This window comes from Cognatiyoonia koreensis (genome assembly GCF_900109295.1).
Lineage (GTDB): Bacteria > Pseudomonadota > Alphaproteobacteria > Rhodobacterales > Rhodobacteraceae > Cognatiyoonia > Cognatiyoonia koreensis.
The window spans coordinates 119,366-133,839 of the sequence record NZ_FOIZ01000001.1; the positions used below are offsets into that span (position 1 = coordinate 119,366).

The 14,474-nt window shown below is 58.6% G+C and carries 16 protein-coding genes; 6 read left to right on the plus strand and 10 right to left on the minus strand.

Annotated elements, in window-relative coordinates; translation table 11 throughout:
* Window positions 1-110: 110 nt before the first annotated feature.
* The 4 genes from cpaB to BMY44_RS00625 form a co-directional block, all read right to left on the minus strand.
* Window positions 111-974: a Flp pilus assembly protein CpaB gene (gene cpaB, locus BMY44_RS00610; RefSeq protein WP_089988995.1), complete on the minus strand. Its 864-nt coding sequence runs from the start codon at window positions 972-974 to the stop codon at window positions 111-113.
* Window positions 975-1,057: 83 nt separating this feature from the next.
* Window positions 1,058-1,237: a hypothetical protein gene (locus BMY44_RS00615; RefSeq protein ID WP_089988998.1), complete on the minus strand. Its 180-nt coding sequence runs from the start codon at window positions 1,235-1,237 to the stop codon at window positions 1,058-1,060.
* Between the two features lie 175 nt (window positions 1,238-1,412).
* Complete coding sequence (locus BMY44_RS00620) at window positions 1,413-1,592, minus strand: Flp family type IVb pilin (RefSeq protein ID WP_089989001.1); 180 nt, start codon at window positions 1,590-1,592, stop codon at window positions 1,413-1,415.
* A gap of 605 nt (window positions 1,593-2,197) precedes the next feature.
* A complete protein-coding gene (locus BMY44_RS00625; RefSeq protein WP_089989001.1) occupies window positions 2,198-2,377 on the minus strand; it encodes a Flp family type IVb pilin in 180 nt (59 codons plus the stop codon).
* A gap of 359 nt (window positions 2,378-2,736) precedes the next feature.
* On the opposite strand from BMY44_RS00625, the gene BMY44_RS00630 reads away from it, so the two are divergent.
* A complete protein-coding gene (locus tag BMY44_RS00630) occupies window positions 2,737-3,558 on the plus strand; it encodes a lytic transglycosylase domain-containing protein (RefSeq protein WP_089994311.1) in 822 nt (273 codons plus the stop codon).
* Window positions 3,559-3,564: 6 nt separating this feature from the next.
* Here the strand turns inward: BMY44_RS00630 and BMY44_RS00635 are convergent, their stop codons facing one another.
* The 4 genes from BMY44_RS00635 to topA form a co-directional block, all read right to left on the minus strand.
* The gene (locus tag BMY44_RS00635) at window positions 3,565-4,191 is read right to left on the minus strand and encodes a 3-oxoacid CoA-transferase subunit B (protein ID WP_089989003.1); all 627 of its coding nucleotides are present in this window, start codon (window positions 4,189-4,191) and stop codon (window positions 3,565-3,567) included.
* Between the two features lie 71 nt (window positions 4,192-4,262).
* Window positions 4,263-4,997 carry a hypothetical protein gene (locus BMY44_RS00640; protein ID WP_089989006.1) on the minus strand — a complete coding sequence of 245 codons (735 nt, stop codon included), beginning with the start codon at window positions 4,995-4,997 and terminating at the stop codon, window positions 4,263-4,265.
* On the minus strand, window positions 4,997-5,692 hold the full coding sequence (locus tag BMY44_RS00645) for a CoA transferase subunit A (RefSeq protein ID WP_089989009.1): 696 nt from the start codon (window positions 5,690-5,692) through the stop codon (window positions 4,997-4,999). Before BMY44_RS00645 ends, BMY44_RS00640 begins: the two co-directional genes overlap by 1 nt.
* Before the next feature lie 88 nt (window positions 5,693-5,780).
* Window positions 5,781-8,369, minus strand: coding sequence for a type I DNA topoisomerase (gene topA / locus BMY44_RS00650; RefSeq protein ID WP_089989011.1), 2,589 nt, complete (start codon window positions 8,367-8,369; stop codon window positions 5,781-5,783).
* Window positions 8,370-8,496: 127 nt separating this feature from the next.
* Here topA and BMY44_RS00655 point away from each other — a divergent pair, with 127 nt between their 5' ends.
* On the plus strand, window positions 8,497-8,940 hold the full coding sequence (locus BMY44_RS00655) for a hypothetical protein (protein WP_131801548.1): 444 nt from the start codon (window positions 8,497-8,499) through the stop codon (window positions 8,938-8,940).
* Here the strand turns inward: BMY44_RS00655 and dprA are convergent.
* On the minus strand, window positions 8,937-10,073 hold the full coding sequence (gene dprA, locus BMY44_RS00660) for a DNA-processing protein DprA (protein WP_207510467.1): 1,137 nt from the start codon (window positions 10,071-10,073) through the stop codon (window positions 8,937-8,939). The genes BMY44_RS00655 and dprA overlap by 4 nt on opposite strands.
* A 159-nt stretch (window positions 10,074-10,232) precedes the next feature.
* The gene (tldD, locus tag BMY44_RS00665) at window positions 10,233-11,654 is read right to left on the minus strand and encodes a metalloprotease TldD (RefSeq protein ID WP_089989017.1); all 1,422 of its coding nucleotides are present in this window, start codon (window positions 11,652-11,654) and stop codon (window positions 10,233-10,235) included.
* A gap of 192 nt (window positions 11,655-11,846) precedes the next feature.
* Between tldD and coxB the strand changes: the two genes are divergently transcribed.
* Genes coxB through BMY44_RS00685 form a run of 4 tightly spaced genes read left to right on the plus strand, consistent with a single transcriptional unit; the run spans window position 11,847 to window position 14,461 of the window.
* Window positions 11,847-12,677, plus strand: a complete 831-nt coding sequence (gene coxB / locus BMY44_RS00670) for a cytochrome c oxidase subunit II (RefSeq protein ID WP_089989019.1) — start codon at window positions 11,847-11,849, stop codon at window positions 12,675-12,677.
* Between the two features lie 43 nt (window positions 12,678-12,720).
* Entirely contained in the window at window positions 12,721-13,656 is a 936-nt protein-coding gene (gene cyoE / locus BMY44_RS00675) for a heme o synthase (protein WP_089989022.1), read from the plus strand.
* The gene (locus tag BMY44_RS00680) at window positions 13,656-13,856 is read left to right on the plus strand and encodes a hypothetical protein (protein WP_089989024.1); all 201 of its coding nucleotides are present in this window, start codon (window positions 13,656-13,658) and stop codon (window positions 13,854-13,856) included. The genes cyoE and BMY44_RS00680 overlap by 1 nt, the downstream gene beginning before the upstream one ends.
* The gene (locus BMY44_RS00685; protein ID WP_089989027.1) at window positions 13,856-14,461 is read left to right on the plus strand and encodes a cytochrome c oxidase assembly protein; all 606 of its coding nucleotides are present in this window, start codon (window positions 13,856-13,858) and stop codon (window positions 14,459-14,461) included. Before BMY44_RS00680 ends, BMY44_RS00685 begins: the two co-directional genes overlap by 1 nt.
* Window positions 14,462-14,474 lie beyond the last annotated feature (13 nt).

Here is a 14,474-nt window from a genome sequence, read left to right on the forward strand (position 1 = left end):
TGCTTTGGACTGTTGCCTTCATGTGGACAACTGGCAACACGCCCCACATATGCCCATAAAAAAACGCGCTTCAGCTACATGAAGCGCGTTCTAATTGGCTTTACGTCACCTTAATTGGTGCAGGGGATCGGTGTTTCGACAACTTGCGCACCGCGACGCTCGCGTGTTGTGCAGATTTCGGCAGGTGCTGGTGCCGCAATGGGTGCGGGGGCGGCTTCTTCTTCGATGCCAAGCATGCTGCCGGTATCGACCTGCGTGGCAGAAGCAATCGACTCGTCACCTTTTCCAAGAAGCGACAGGGTCAACTTGCCGCTGGCCTGGGCCTGCGTCAATGTCGCGACGTCCTGCGGGTCGACCTGAACCGTGACGGTGCGGGCGATTTCGCCTTCAGCGCGGTTGATGTCGGATGATCCGTCAATCGCGATAACCTCGACGTTTGTTTCGATCAGGCGAGTCAGCTCACCGTTGTTGCCACGGGAATTCGGCGGTGTGCCGGTCCAGTAGATATCGACGCGGTCGCTGGGCCGGATCAGACCGGACACACCTGTCGACAGGTTCACGTTGATTGCAAATGCGCGCATGCCGGGGGACAGGCGGGTTGTGATGCCGGCATCTTCACCCGGATCGGTCACCTTGACCTGTGTGATCGCTTCGTTCGGTTCCATGGCGCGAAGCACGACGCGCGACACGTCTATACCTTGGGGGAAAAGCTCTTCCTGAGAGACGAAGACGCCCTCCGGCAGGAATTCCTGCGTGTACTTGATCAACTGCACATCTTCGGCAGTCAGTCGTTCGCCGTAACCGATCGAACGGTTTACAGCATAAATTTCAGTTGTCGGAACAATCGCCTGTGCTTTCGCAGCTTGCTGTTCAAGCAAAGTCTGCTGGGCTGCAAAATGACCTTTCACCATATAGACGGCAAAACCTGCAAGCCCCATGCCAACGACGAGAACCAATCCAAATATCGCGCGCATTTGTCGTACCTCGATTTCTCATTTTATCTACAGCCGCCTTTTTGACGGTCAGTTGTTTGCAGGCGTAACCCGCAGTTCGTTAATTACGGAGTGACCTGTGCAGAGATATTGGCACCGATGGTGTCACCGGCTGCAATGGTCGTGTCACGCAGGCCGTAGCCCAGCGTTGCTGCGAATAGAACGATCGCGGCAGTGATTACGACCCAGTCGACCGTAACAGCGCCTTCTTCTTTCCGGCGGAATTTATTCAGGAACGACCACATACACGGTACTCCGATACAATAGTAGGTTTCGTGGATCTTGGATAAGAGGACAGTATGGCCTGATGATGGCAGGCATGCGGTATTTTACTGGTCCAAATCCTAAGGAATCCTCAAGAAAAAGGGGCTGCGGACCGAAATGGTGCGCAGCCCCCCATTACGTCAGATCAGATCGATCTTATGGAGTAACCTGAGCTGTCAGGTCAGCACCAACGTCAGTTGCCAGGTCGGTTGCGCCTGTCTTGACGGAAGTACCTACAACGAGGCCCAGAGCCACGATAGCAGCTGTCAGAACAACCCAGTCAACTGTGACTGCGCCGTCTTCGTCGTTGCGGAAGTTTTTGATAAAGTTAAGCATGTGTTTCCCTCCTCAGGGTATTTAGCGTTTCAGTGTTACCAAGCGATGTGCGTGTGACCCGGCCTCTTATTGGGTCGCATCCCGCTTTGGTTAAGAAAGTTTTGCAGTTGAATTGGGGCGGGAATGCGGCACAATTCGCCCATTTTTAGGGGTTTGGGGCAGGTTGGGTGCAACAGACTGTTTCCTGAAATGACCATCGAACGGCATCCAAGTACTGATTCTGAAACAAAACTGGCCACCCTCAAGCTGTTAAGCACGACCTTGATTTCCTGGAGTTTGAGGTTGTCCTAGGGTGTGATCTGCGCGCTCAGGTCTGCGCCGATACTCGGTGGCGGGGGCTGTCGCACCGTTCATTGTGGCGTCGCCGATCAGAACGCCCAGCAGAACATGTGGTGCTGCCAGTACGACCCAGTCCACCGCGACTGCACCATCTTCATCTCTTTGGAAGCTCGTCAAATAGGTCCACAAGACATGACGCTCTGGTTGTTGTGATCTACTTGCCGATTGGGCACGTTACATTGCGCCATGTGCCATACGCATAGAAAAAGGGCCGCGCCGCTTGCGCGACGCGACCTATATATCTGCGACCGTTAGGTCAAATCAGATTATGGAGTAACCTGAGCTGTCAGGTCAGCGCCAACGTCAGTTGCCAGGTCGGTTGCGCCTGTCTTGACGGAAGTACCTACAACGAGGCCCAGAGCCACGATAGCAGCTGTCAGAACAACCCAGTCAACTGTGACTGCGCCGTCTTCGTCGTTGCGGAAGTTTTTGATAAAGTTAAGCATGTGATTTCCCTCCTCAGGGTTTCGCTAGTGTTCAAGTAGTCCTAGGCAGATCATCTCGGGCCGGCCTCTTATTGGCTCGATCCCCGCTTTGGATGACTATGTTTTGGCCCTTGAATGCGGCGCGAATGGGACCCGATTGGTGCCATTTTACGGGTTCTTCATTTTCTCCGGCACAAAAATGTAATCACTTGTAATTATTGAATAAAAAAGTTGAATCAGTTGGATTTGAGTGATTGCACCGTTGCCGTTTTGCGTCCAATCAAATCCATTTCATTTGATTGTTCTCGTTTCGCTTTGGAATGCGCCACAAAGATGCGATTCAATCTGTAATCAAAAATACCGTTGAGGCGGGCAAAAAAATGAATCTCTTTATCAAATGGTTCGCTTTGGCGGCCACACTGGCGTTTGCGTCGGTCGCACATGCCGAACAACATCGGCTCCAGCCGGAATTCACTTTCAAGCGTATCGGCGTGGCCACGGGCACCGGAAATCGGATTACCGTTCAAATCCGTCCAAACGCGCCCAGCGCGCCAAGCAGTCCGGCGGCAGCGGGCACAGGCGGCGGTGGCGCACCAGCGGCTCCACGTGTCACAGGGCTTGAATGGTTCTGGGAAGCTGTGTCGCCCGATCTGACCGCTAGCCAACCCGGACGCCTGCTGCCTGCGCTTGTCGCGATTGATCAGGCACCCAGCGGCAAGGATGTTCCCATCCCACGCTTGCAGACACTGCATGATATTGCGACAGCCCATGGTGCGACGATCCTCAGGGAAACCGTCGGCACGGATGTTTCACCGGCCCTGGTGCTGGCCTTGATTTCTGTCGAAAGCGCGGGCCGCCCGGACGCCGAGAGCACCGCCGGTGCGCAGGGCCTGATGCAACTGATGCCAGCCACAGCTGAACGGTTCGGCGTGACAGATCGGCTGGTGGCCGAGGATAACATCAAGGGTGGTGTTGCCTACCTCAACTGGTTGATGAACCATTTCAACAACGATCCGATCCTCGCGCTTGCGGGATACAACGCAGGCGAAGGGGCCGTGCGCAACAACAACGGTGTGCCGCCCTATCCGGAAACGCGGGCCTATGTGCCCAAGGTGCTGGCCGCCTTCGCGCTGGCACGCGGATTGTGCCAAACGCCGCCAGAACTGGCGACCGATGGTTGCGTTTTCGTGTCCTCGCGGTAAATGCGGCTAGACGATTGTGGCTTGGGTGGCGGCGCGCAGCGCGTCTTCTGTGACGCCGTCAGCTGTTTCGACGATCTTCAGACCACCATCCACGACATCCAGAACCCCAAGGTTCGTAATGATGCGATCCACAACCTTCTGACCGGTCAACGGCAGGGTGCATTCCTTCAGCACCTTGCTTTCGCCGTGCTTGTTGGTGTGGTCCATCACAACAACAACGCGGCCGACACCGGCGACAAGGTCCATCGCACCGCCCATGCCCTTGACCAGCTTTCCCGGAATCATCCAGTTCGCCAGATCACCGTTCTCCGCCACTTCCATCGCACCAAGGATTGCCATCGCGATCTTGCCGCCGCGGATCATGCCGAATGATGTGGCGCTGTCGAAATAGGCGGTCTGAGGCAGTTCGGTGATGGTCTGCTTGCCCGCATTGATCAGGTCGGCATCTTCTTCACCTTCAATCGGGAAAGGGCCCATGCCCAGCATGCCGTTTTCGGATTGCAACGTCACCTCGATCCCGTCGGGAATGTAGTTGGACACCAGCGTCGGGATTCCGATGCCAAGATTCACATACCAACCGTCCTGCAATTCCTGCGCGGCGCGGGCGGCCATCTGATTTCTGTCCCAAGGCATGGTGTTTCCCCAAAATGCTGCGTTGCAGCTTTATACCCCGCCCGGCGGCAGGGGCAAATCAATTGCGCAGGTCAGCCCGACGTTTCCGGCATCAGACCCAGGCGCTGTTCTGCAAAGGCGGCAAAAACGGCGCGTCCATAGCTGTGGTTCATGTGGCGGAGATCGCCCTGCAGCGGCTGACCGTGCTGAAAATCCTTTGCACCGATCAAAAAGCGGTTGTCGGTGGCAAAGGGGGCTGCGCGCGTGTCAGCCGGTTGCAGCACGCAATGATAGCCTGCGGTTTTGACGAACTGTGTCAGTGCGGTTTCATAGGCGGTGAATATCGCGTCCCGCTCGGGGTGGCGTTGAATGCGGGCCATGCGCATTTCATGCTTGGGGCCGGGGGCGCGGGTGCGCAAGGATGGATAAGGGGCAGGGGTCAGGGTGATGCGGCGGTCCGGACCGAACTGGGTCGCGATGCGTTCAACGCTTTCGCCCAGGGCAGCCAGCATCTCGGTCTGCGGATCATTATTGTTGATCCACGCCTGCAATACGGCCCCATAGGCAAAGCGATATCCGACAACCCATATATGATCGTGATCCGCCACATCGCATGACAAGGTGCCGTTGACCTGCAGGATCATCGCGGCTTCAGCGTCGCTTTGTGGTTTGGTGCGGAACACTTCGCCGCGCAGCACACAGCGGCGAAATACGCCACCGGGGACGGCAAAGAAATCAAGGCGAACGGTCGGATAGGCGGCCCTGATCTGCGGCAGGGCTTCTTTGATTGCGCCGACATGGCTAGAGCCGATGACGGCGACCCGCATCAGGCCGCGCGGGTCGTGCGCTGTTCGATCCGCTTTTCATGCTCACCCTGAATAAGGCGATGCACGTAAATCCCTGGCAAATGGATATTGTCAGGGTCAAGCGATCCGGTCGGTACAATTTCCTCGACCTCCACCACGCAGACCTTGCCACACATCGCGGCAGGCGGGTTGAAATTGCGAGCGGTCTTGCGGAAGACAAGGTTGCCGGTGGGATCGGCCTTCCAGGCCTTCACAATGGCCAGATCGGCAAAGATACCCTTTTCCATGATGTAGGTCTCACCGTCGAAATCCTTGTGCTCCTTGCCCTCGGCGATAACGGTTCCTACGCCGGTCTTGGTATAAAAGCCGGGGATACCACAGCCGCCCGCGCGCATGCGCTCGGCCAGCGTGCCTTGCGGATTGAATTCCAGCTCCAGTTCGCCGGACAGATACTGGCGCATGAATTCGGCGTTCTCGCCGACATAGGACGAAATCATCTTCTTGACCTGTTTGGTCTGCAGCAGGATACCGATACCGAAGTCGTCAACGCCAGCGTTGTTGGACGCGAACGTCAGATCCTTGGTGCCCGCGTCCTTGATCGCATCCAGCAGCAGTTCGGGAATACCACAAAGGCCAAAGCCGCCCGCCGCGATGAACATGCCATCGAACAAAAGGCCATCAAGTGCTTCTGCTGCGGATCCATAGACTTTTTTCATGCGAACTTCCCCGGTATTTCGTGTTGGCGGGAAATTGAGCGGTCCGCACAGCAAAGTCAATGCGATTGCTGCAGCGCGGCAGACATGCCTACTTCTTGGCTGCCGCCTTTTTCTTTGCCGGTGCTTTCTTTTTTGCTGGCGCTTTCTTTTTGGCGACCTTCTTGCCGGTCTTGGCCGCACGTTCCGCGATCAGGGTCACCGCCGCATCAAGTGACAGGTCTGCCGGTTCGATCGTGTCGGGAATCGTCGCATTGATCTTTTCCCATTTGACGTAAGGTCCGTATTTGCCGTCATAGATATTGACCGGACCACCCGCGTCGGGATGCTCGCCAAGCTCGTGGATCGGCACAGCGGCCTTACCGCGATTACCGCGGGATGCGACCTTCTCGGCCAAAAGCTGCACAGCACGGTTCATGCCAACGGTCCAGACCTCTTCGATGCCCTCCAGATTGGCGTTCGTGCCACCGCGATGCGATGTGCTTTCAGCGTGCTTGATATAAGGACCATAGCGTCCGATGTTGGCCCAGACCATGACGCCATCTTCGGGGTGCGGGCCGATTTCACGGGGCAGTTCCAGCAGCTTCAAGGCTTGAGGAAGGTCGATCTCTTCAGGGTTCCAGGCTTCGGGCACGCCTTGGCGGAGCGGCTTCTTGTTGTCTTCGGTTACCTCACCGCGCTGAACGTAGGGCCCAAAGCGGCCTTTGAAGACGCGGATCTCGTCACCGGCATCACTGCCAAGCAGCTTGCCTTCGGGCGGAATGGCCGAGGCTTCGGCTTCTGGGTTGGGCGGGCCGAAGGGGCGGGTGTAACGACATTCCGGATAATTCGAACAGCCGATAAACGCACCACCGGACCGGGCGGTGCGCATGGACAGGCGACCGGCCCCGCAGTTCGGGCACAGGCGGGGATCGGTGCCGTCTTCGGTTGGCGGAAACAGATGCGGCTCCAGCACCTCGTTGATCTTTTCCAGCACCTCGGTGATGCGCAGATCCGCAGTTTCGGCAATCGCCGCCGAGAAATCGCGCCAAAAGCGGGCCAGAACATCCTTGTAGTTGGCATCACCTGCGGACACTTCATCCAGCTGGTTCTCAAGATCAGCGGTGAAATCGTAACCGATATACTTGCGGAAATAGTTCGTCAGAAAGGCCGTGACAAGGCGACCCTTGTCCTGCGGAATCAGACGGTTCTTGTCCTTTTCAACATAGCCGCGGTCCTGAATGGTTGTGACGATGCTGGCATAGGTCGACGGGCGGCCGATGCCCAGTTCTTCCATGCGCTTGACCAGTGTCGCTTCGGTATAACGGGGCGGGGGCTGCGTGAAATGCTGTTCGGGATCAACCTTCTGCTTGGCGGCGGCTTCGCCTTCGGACAGTTGTGGCAGGCGCTTGTCGTCCTCGTCGACGACGGCGTCGTCCTTGCCTTCCTCATAGACGGACAAAAAGCCGTCGAACAACATCACCTGACCGGTCGCGCGCAGCATGACCTGCTCGTCCTTGGAGCCGATATCGACAGTCGTGCGTTCCAGCCGCGCGGCTGCCATCTGCGAAGCCATCGTGCGTTTCCAGATCAGATCATAAAGCTTGCGCTGGTCGGCGTCGGAAATCTTGGCATCTTCGGTGCTGACGGACATTTCCGTCGGGCGGATACATTCGTGGGCTTCCTGGGCGTTCTTGGCCTTGTTCTTGTAGATGCGGGGCTCTGCGGGCAGGTAATCCTTGCCATAGCGGCCTTCAATCGCGGCACGGGCGTCGGTCACAGCCTCGGGTGCCATGTCGATCCCGTCGGTTCGCATGTAAGTGATCAACCCGGCTTCATAGAGGCGCTGGGCGACCGACATCGTCTGGCGGGCACCAAAGCCGAACTTGCGGCTGGCTTCCTGTTGCAAGGTCGATGTCATGAACGGGGGGCTGGGATTGCGGGTGCCGGGCTTGGCCTCCACACGGGTGACAATCAGATCGCGCGAATTGATCGCCTGCACGGCCATTTCGGCCTGCGTTTCATTCCCAAGGCTGAACTTGTCGAGCTTTTCACCGGCCAGCGTCGTCAGGCGCGCCTCATAGGTCTGGCCGCGCGGGTTTTGCAGGATCGCCTTGACGGTCCAGTATTCCTGCGCGCGAAAGGCCTCGATCTCCATCTCGCGCTCGACGATGATGCGCAGGCAAACGGACTGCACGCGGCCTGCGGATTTCGCGCCGGGCAGTTTGCGCCACAGCACGGGGGACAGGTTGAAGCCAACCAGATAATCCAGCGCACGACGGGCAAGATAGGCTTCTACCAGCGGCTGATCCACCTCGCGCGGGTGCTTCATCGCTTCAAGAATGGCGTTCTTGGTGATCGCGTTGAACACGACACGGTCGGCCTTGCTGATCTTGAGACCCTTCTTCTTGGACAGCTCTTCCCAAAGGTGCCAGCTGATCGCCTCGCCCTCGCGGTCGGGGTCAGTGGCAAGGATCAGCTCGGGGTCGTCTTTCAGCGCATCGACAATAGCCTTGATGTGCTTTTTGCTGTCGCTTGCCACTTCCCATTTCATGTCAAACCCGGCGTCGGGATCGACCGATCCGTCCTTTGGCGGCAGATCCCGCACATGCCCGAAAGAGGCGAGGACAGTATAGTCGTTACCCAGATACCCATTGATTTTCTTGGCTTTTGCCGGGGACTCAACAACGACGACGGGCATAAGAATCCTTCCAGAACAAATCTAAGGTATTAGGTCGCGGAACATGTGGTGTCTGCGCAGGGCTTGTCAATGCGGCTTGTGTAAGTCAGCCTGATACGGGGTCGCGGATAGCAGAAAGGGCGCAGACATGAAGGGGAAACTGGCGGGAATGATCGTCACGCTTGCGTGTGTTGCAACAACTGTTCCGGCAGAACCCGTGACACCGGCGCGTGGTACGGCCCTGCGGGCAGAGCTGATGGATACAGTGCGTGCACATGTGGTCAATGATCTGGGTGCGCCGATCGAATTCGTGGTGAACACGCTACTTGTGGAAGACGGGCGCGGACTTGCCATGTTGTCAGCGCAACGCCCTGGCGGTGGCGCGATCGATATCTCGCAGACGCCACTTGTTCTGCGCGATGGTATCGCCGCATGGGAGATCGACGGGCCAGAGGTTGTCGCCTTTCTCTATCTGCAAAGCGGCAATTGGTATGTCGACGACTATTCGGTCGGCGCAACAGATGCATGGTGGGCCGGTGGCCCGTTCTGCCGCGAATACGCGTCGGTTCTACCGGCACAGGTCTGCCCTTAACCGACCAGCGACAGCAAGCCGCCTGCCTGCCGCGTGATCTTGCCCTGCAGTTCCAGATCGACAAGGACCGGCGCAATCTGTGTCGGGTTCTGCGAAAGATCGCGGATCAATTGGTCTTCGGCAATAGGTGACGGGCCCAGCCGCGCAAGAATCTGACCATGCAGCGCGTTCGTCTCGCGCAGGCTGCGCTGCGGTTTTGGCGGTACAGGCGGGGCCAGCGGCAGTTCCGGCGCGGCCTCTGCAATCGGATCAAGTGCTTCGATCACGTCGCGGGCCGAGCGCACGAGCGTCGCTCCATCGCGGATCAGCATGTTGCAACCAGAAGCGCGCGCATCGAACGGATGCCCCGGCACGGCCAGCACATCGCGGTTCTGGTCCAGCGCGTTGCGTGCGGTGATCAGGCTGCCCGATTTGGCGGCGGCCTCGACCACGACCACGGCCCGCGCAAGGCCCGAAATAATCCTGTTGCGTGCCGGAAAATGGCGCGCCTGCGGCTGCAGGCCCATCGGCATTTCGGAAATCCGCAAGCCCTGTTTTGCGATCTTATGCGCGATTTCTGCGTTCTCGGTCGGATAGATCACATCGACACCCCCGGCCTGAACGGCAACAGTGCCATGTGGCAGTGCGGCGACATGCGCAGCCGCATCGATCCCGCGTGCAAGGCCGGACACAACGACGTATCCCGCTGCACCCAGGTCCTCGGCCAGCCGTTTTGCCATGCGTGTACCAAGCGACGAGGCATTGCGCGCACCGACCAGCGCGATCATCGGCCGGGACAGATATTCCGTTTGCCCGATCACCCACAACAGCGGCGGCGCATCGGAGATATCGCGCAAGTGTGCAGGATAGCGCGGATCAGAGTGGCTAAGCAGGATGGCCCCCGCCCGTTTCGCGGCCTTCAGTTCGGCGACGATCACGGGTTCGGGGCAAATTTCGTAGTCGGGAACACCCGCAGCCTTTGCCACCGACGGCAAGGCAGCAAGGGCTGCACGCGCCGTGCCATGTTCCAACATCAAGCGTTTATATGTCGCCACGCCAACGCGGCGTGATCGCAACAACCGAAGCTGGTCGAAAATGACAGTTTCCTCTGGTGGGAGTGGGGGGGTGGGGGAAGAAGGCTGTTTTCCGGTCATCCCAGACTCCGACTGTTGCAGAATCAGGTCTAGACCATCGCAGTTAACAGGGAATGAATGCGAGAGCCTGCCGCAGGACTGACCACGTCTTGAAACAGGCCAGTTCGGTCCTGCGTCGGTGCAAGACGATCGTCCTCTGCTCGCCAGAAATAACCCTGCTCAGGCCGCTGCCCCGCCGACAGTCAGCCCACCGATCTTCAGGCTCGGCTGTCCGACCCCGACTGGCACCCATTGGCCGGCTTTGCCGCAATTGCCGATGCCGGGATCAAGCGCCATGTCATTGCCGATGCCTTGAATGTGCTTCAGCGCGGTCGCGCCGTCACCGATCAGCGTCGCCCCTTTCACGGGGGCACCGACCACGCCATTCTTGACGCGGTAGGCTTCGGTGCAGGAAAACACGAACTTGCCGTTGGTAATATCGACCTGCCCGCCGCCAAATCCGACGGCATAGATCCCGTCTTTCAGATCGGCGACCAGGCTTTCGGGGCTGGCGTCACCTGCCAGCATGTATGTGTTCGTCATGCGCGGCATCGGGGCGTGGGCATAGCTTTCGCGCCGCCCGTTCCCGGTGGGGGCGACCCCCATCAACCGGGCGTTCTGGCGATCGTGCATATAGCCAACAAGCACGCCGTCCTCGATCAGGGTATTCTTGGCGCTGGGGGTGCCTTCGTCGTCCACGGTGATTGATCCGCGACGATCCGGAATTGTACCGTCATCCAGCACGGTCACGCCCTTCGCGGCGATCTGTGTGCCCATCAAACCGGCAAAGGCACTGGTGCCCTTGCGGTTGAAATCGCCTTCAAGGCCGTGGCCAATCGCTTCGTGCAGCAAGATACCGGGCCAGCCTGGTCCCAGCACAACGTCCATGACACCGGCGGGGGCCGGCTCGGCGTCCAGATTGACCAGCGCGATGCGCAACGCCTCGCGCACGACACCTTCCCAGTGATCCCTTGCGATCAGACCGATCAGACCAGCGCGGCCACCACCTCCCATGTTGCCGCTTTCGCGCTTGCCGTTTTCCTCAACCATGACGTTGACGTTGATGCGCGACATAGGGCGGGTGTCGGTGACAAGGGTGCCTTCGGGGCGCAGAATCAGAACCTCCTGATGGGATGCGGCCAGACTGACGGACACTTGCACAACGCGCGGATCAAGCCCACGGGCAAAAGCATCGATTTCACGCAAAAGGTCGATCTTGGCAGGGAAGGTGGCCTGCGCCATCGGGTCTTCGTCGCTGTAAAGCTTACGATTCGTGCCGGCAGGGGCGGCGGACATCGTCCCGCCACCATCGCCAACGGCAAGCCGCGCAGTCGCGACAGCCCGGCGCAAGGCGTGTTCGTCGATGGTGGTTGAATGGGCGTATCCGGCGGTTTCGCCGCGCACGGCACGCAAACCGAAGCCTTCAGAGGCGTCAAAGCTTGCGGTTTTCACGCGGCCATCGTCAAAAGAGAGCATCTCTGACTTGCGGCGTTCAAGGAACAGCTCACCGTCATCGGCCCCCGCCGTCGCCTCGCGGACCAGCGAAAGGGCGGTTTCCTGATCCAGATGGGTCTCGAACGGGCGGAACGGATCGTGCGACATGCTTGTTTTCCTCTGGGGCAGGGCAAAAAACGGGTCTTTCGTGAAAAAAGCGTCTGTTTGCCGCAACTGGGGTTCTTGAGTTGTTTATCAGGATATGGGACACGGTCGCCGGGATACAACGGGATTCCGCCCCTTTCGGCGGATGAGCCAACCGATAAAGCACTGCGACGTGGTGCGGAACAAGGGTAGAATATGCGACTCACCTCACTTGCAACATCGATTTTCGCCACGGCTGGCCTGATCATGTCGGGAACAGCAGCCTTCGCACAGGACGTGAACCAGGAACTTGAAGTGATCGGTGCACCGGAAAACGGCGCGACGGGTTTCCAGTTCGCGGCAACCAAACTTGCGCGCGACCTGCAATGGCTCGACGGCATGCTGCTGATCATCATCACGGCGATTTCGCTTTTCGTTGTTGGTCTGCTGGTCTGGGTTGCGGTGCGCTACAACCGCAAGTCAAATCCGACACCGGCGACATTCACGCACCATTCCGCACTCGAAGTGACATGGACAGTGGTGCCGATTGCGATCCTAGTCTTCATCGGTGCATGGTCGCTGCCCGTGCTGTTCGACCAGCAGGAAATCCCCGAAGCTGACATCAATATCAAGGTGACAGGCTACCAGTGGTACTGGGGCTATGAATATACGGATGAAGAAGTCGCATTCGACAGCTTCATGCTCGCCAAAGACGAACTGGCCGAATTCGGTTATGACGAAAGCCTGCACCTGCTGGCCACCGACACCGCCGTCGTCGTGCCTGTGGGCAAAACGGTCGTGATGACCGTGACAGGGGCCGACGTCATCCACTCGTGGACGGTCCCGGCATTCGGGGTCAAGCAGGACGCCGTGCCCGGCCGCCTTGCGCAGCTTTGGTTTGCCGCTGAAAGAGAAGGCATCTACTTTGGCCAGTGTTCCGAACTTTGCGGTAAGGATCACGCCTACATGCCGATCACGGTCAAGGTGGTCAGCCAGGAAACCTATGACGCCTGGCTTGCCGAAGCCAAGATCGAAAACCCTGTATAAGGTCTAGGGTGCGCACACGCGTACCCGCCGCCAGAGGACACAGATGAGCGACGCAAGCCTGCAAAGCACGACAGACTACGAAGCCAGCATGGGCGACTATTTCGCCCTGCTGAAACCGCGTGTCATGTCGCTTGTCGTGTTCACGGCACTCGTTGGCCTGTTGGTCTCGCCGGTCCCGGTGCATCCGTTCATCGGATTTGTCGCGATCCTTTGCATTGCTGTCGGGGCAGGGGCCTCTGGCGCGCTGAACATGTGGTGGGACGCGGATATCGACGCCGTGATGAAGCGGACAGCGAAACGCCCGATCCCAGACGGGCGCGTGCAACCGGGCGAAGCACTCGCCATCGGTATGGCGCTCTCCGGCTTTTCGGTGGTGCTTTTGGCGCTGGCAACAAACTGGCTGGCGGCTGGTCTGCTGGCCTTCACCATCTTCTTTTACGCGGTCGTCTATTCGATGTGGCTCAAGCGGGCGACACCGCAGAACATCGTCATTGGCGGCGCGGCAGGTGCTTTCCCCCCGATGATCGGATGGGCCGTGGCAACAGGCGGGATCGGCATTGAATCCGTGCTGATGTTCGCGTTGATCTTTATGTGGACACCGCCACACTTCTGGGCGCTCGCCCTGTTCATGAAATCCGATTACGGCGATGCCGGCGTGCCGATGCTGAACGTGACACATGGCACGCGCACGACGCGCAACCACGTGTTGGGCTATGCGCTGCTGCTGGTGCCGGTGGCACTCGGGCTCGGGCTGACGTCAGTCGGCGGTCCGCTCTACATGGCGACAGCGGTTGCAATGAACGCTTGGTTCCTCAAGGGATGCTATGACATCTGGAAGCGCGACACCGACGCGGCAGATGCGGACAATTTCGCCGTCGAAAAGAATACCTTCAAGATCTCGCTCTACTACCTCTTTGCGCATTTCCTGGCCCTGCTGGCAGAGGCAATCCTGAAGACACAAGGTCTGGGTGGCTGGTAATGGCTTTGAAAGTCGAACATGAAATCCACCAGCGCCGTCTGGGCAAGAACATGGGAGTGGGCCTGATCCTCGTCGGGTTTATCGCCATCGTGTTCGGCCTGACGGTCGTCAAGGTGATCCAACTGGGCGAGGTAGAGGCATTTGAACGCTTCGATCACGTCGCCCGCCCGCAAATCATCCCCGAAGAAGGGAGCAACTGATGCGCTTTCTTCCCAATGTGCAGGGTCCCGCACGCACGCTGATTCAGACGGTGGGTGTGGTCGTGTTCATGGGCGGGCTGGCTTGGGCGTCTGTCCCGTTTTATGACTGGTTCTGCCGGGTCACGGGATTTGGCGGTGTGACGAATGTCGCCGAAGTCGGGCCGGACACCATTCTTGATCAGGAAATCACCATCCGGTTCGATGCATCGCTCGAACGGGACATGCCATGGACCTTCAAACCCGAAGTGCGGGAAATGACCCTGCGGATCGGTGAAACCGGCATGGCATATTACGAGGCGCACAACCCGCTTGATGTGCCCGTCGCCGGAAGCGCGTCCTACAACGTGACCCCTTACGAGGCGGGCGCGTTCTTTGACAAGATCCATTGCTTCTGCTTTGAAGAACAGGTGCTGATGCCCGGTGAAACGGTGCTGATGCCGGTCAACTTCTTCGTTGATCCCGCGATCGTGAACGACCGCGAAGGCCAGCACGTACACACAATTACGCTCAGCTATACGTTTTATCAGATTGACCTGCCCGAAGAAGAGATGCAGGCCTATCTGGACCAGACTGCGGCGCAGACCCCTGCGCCCGTGACACAATAAGCCGCTCAAGCCA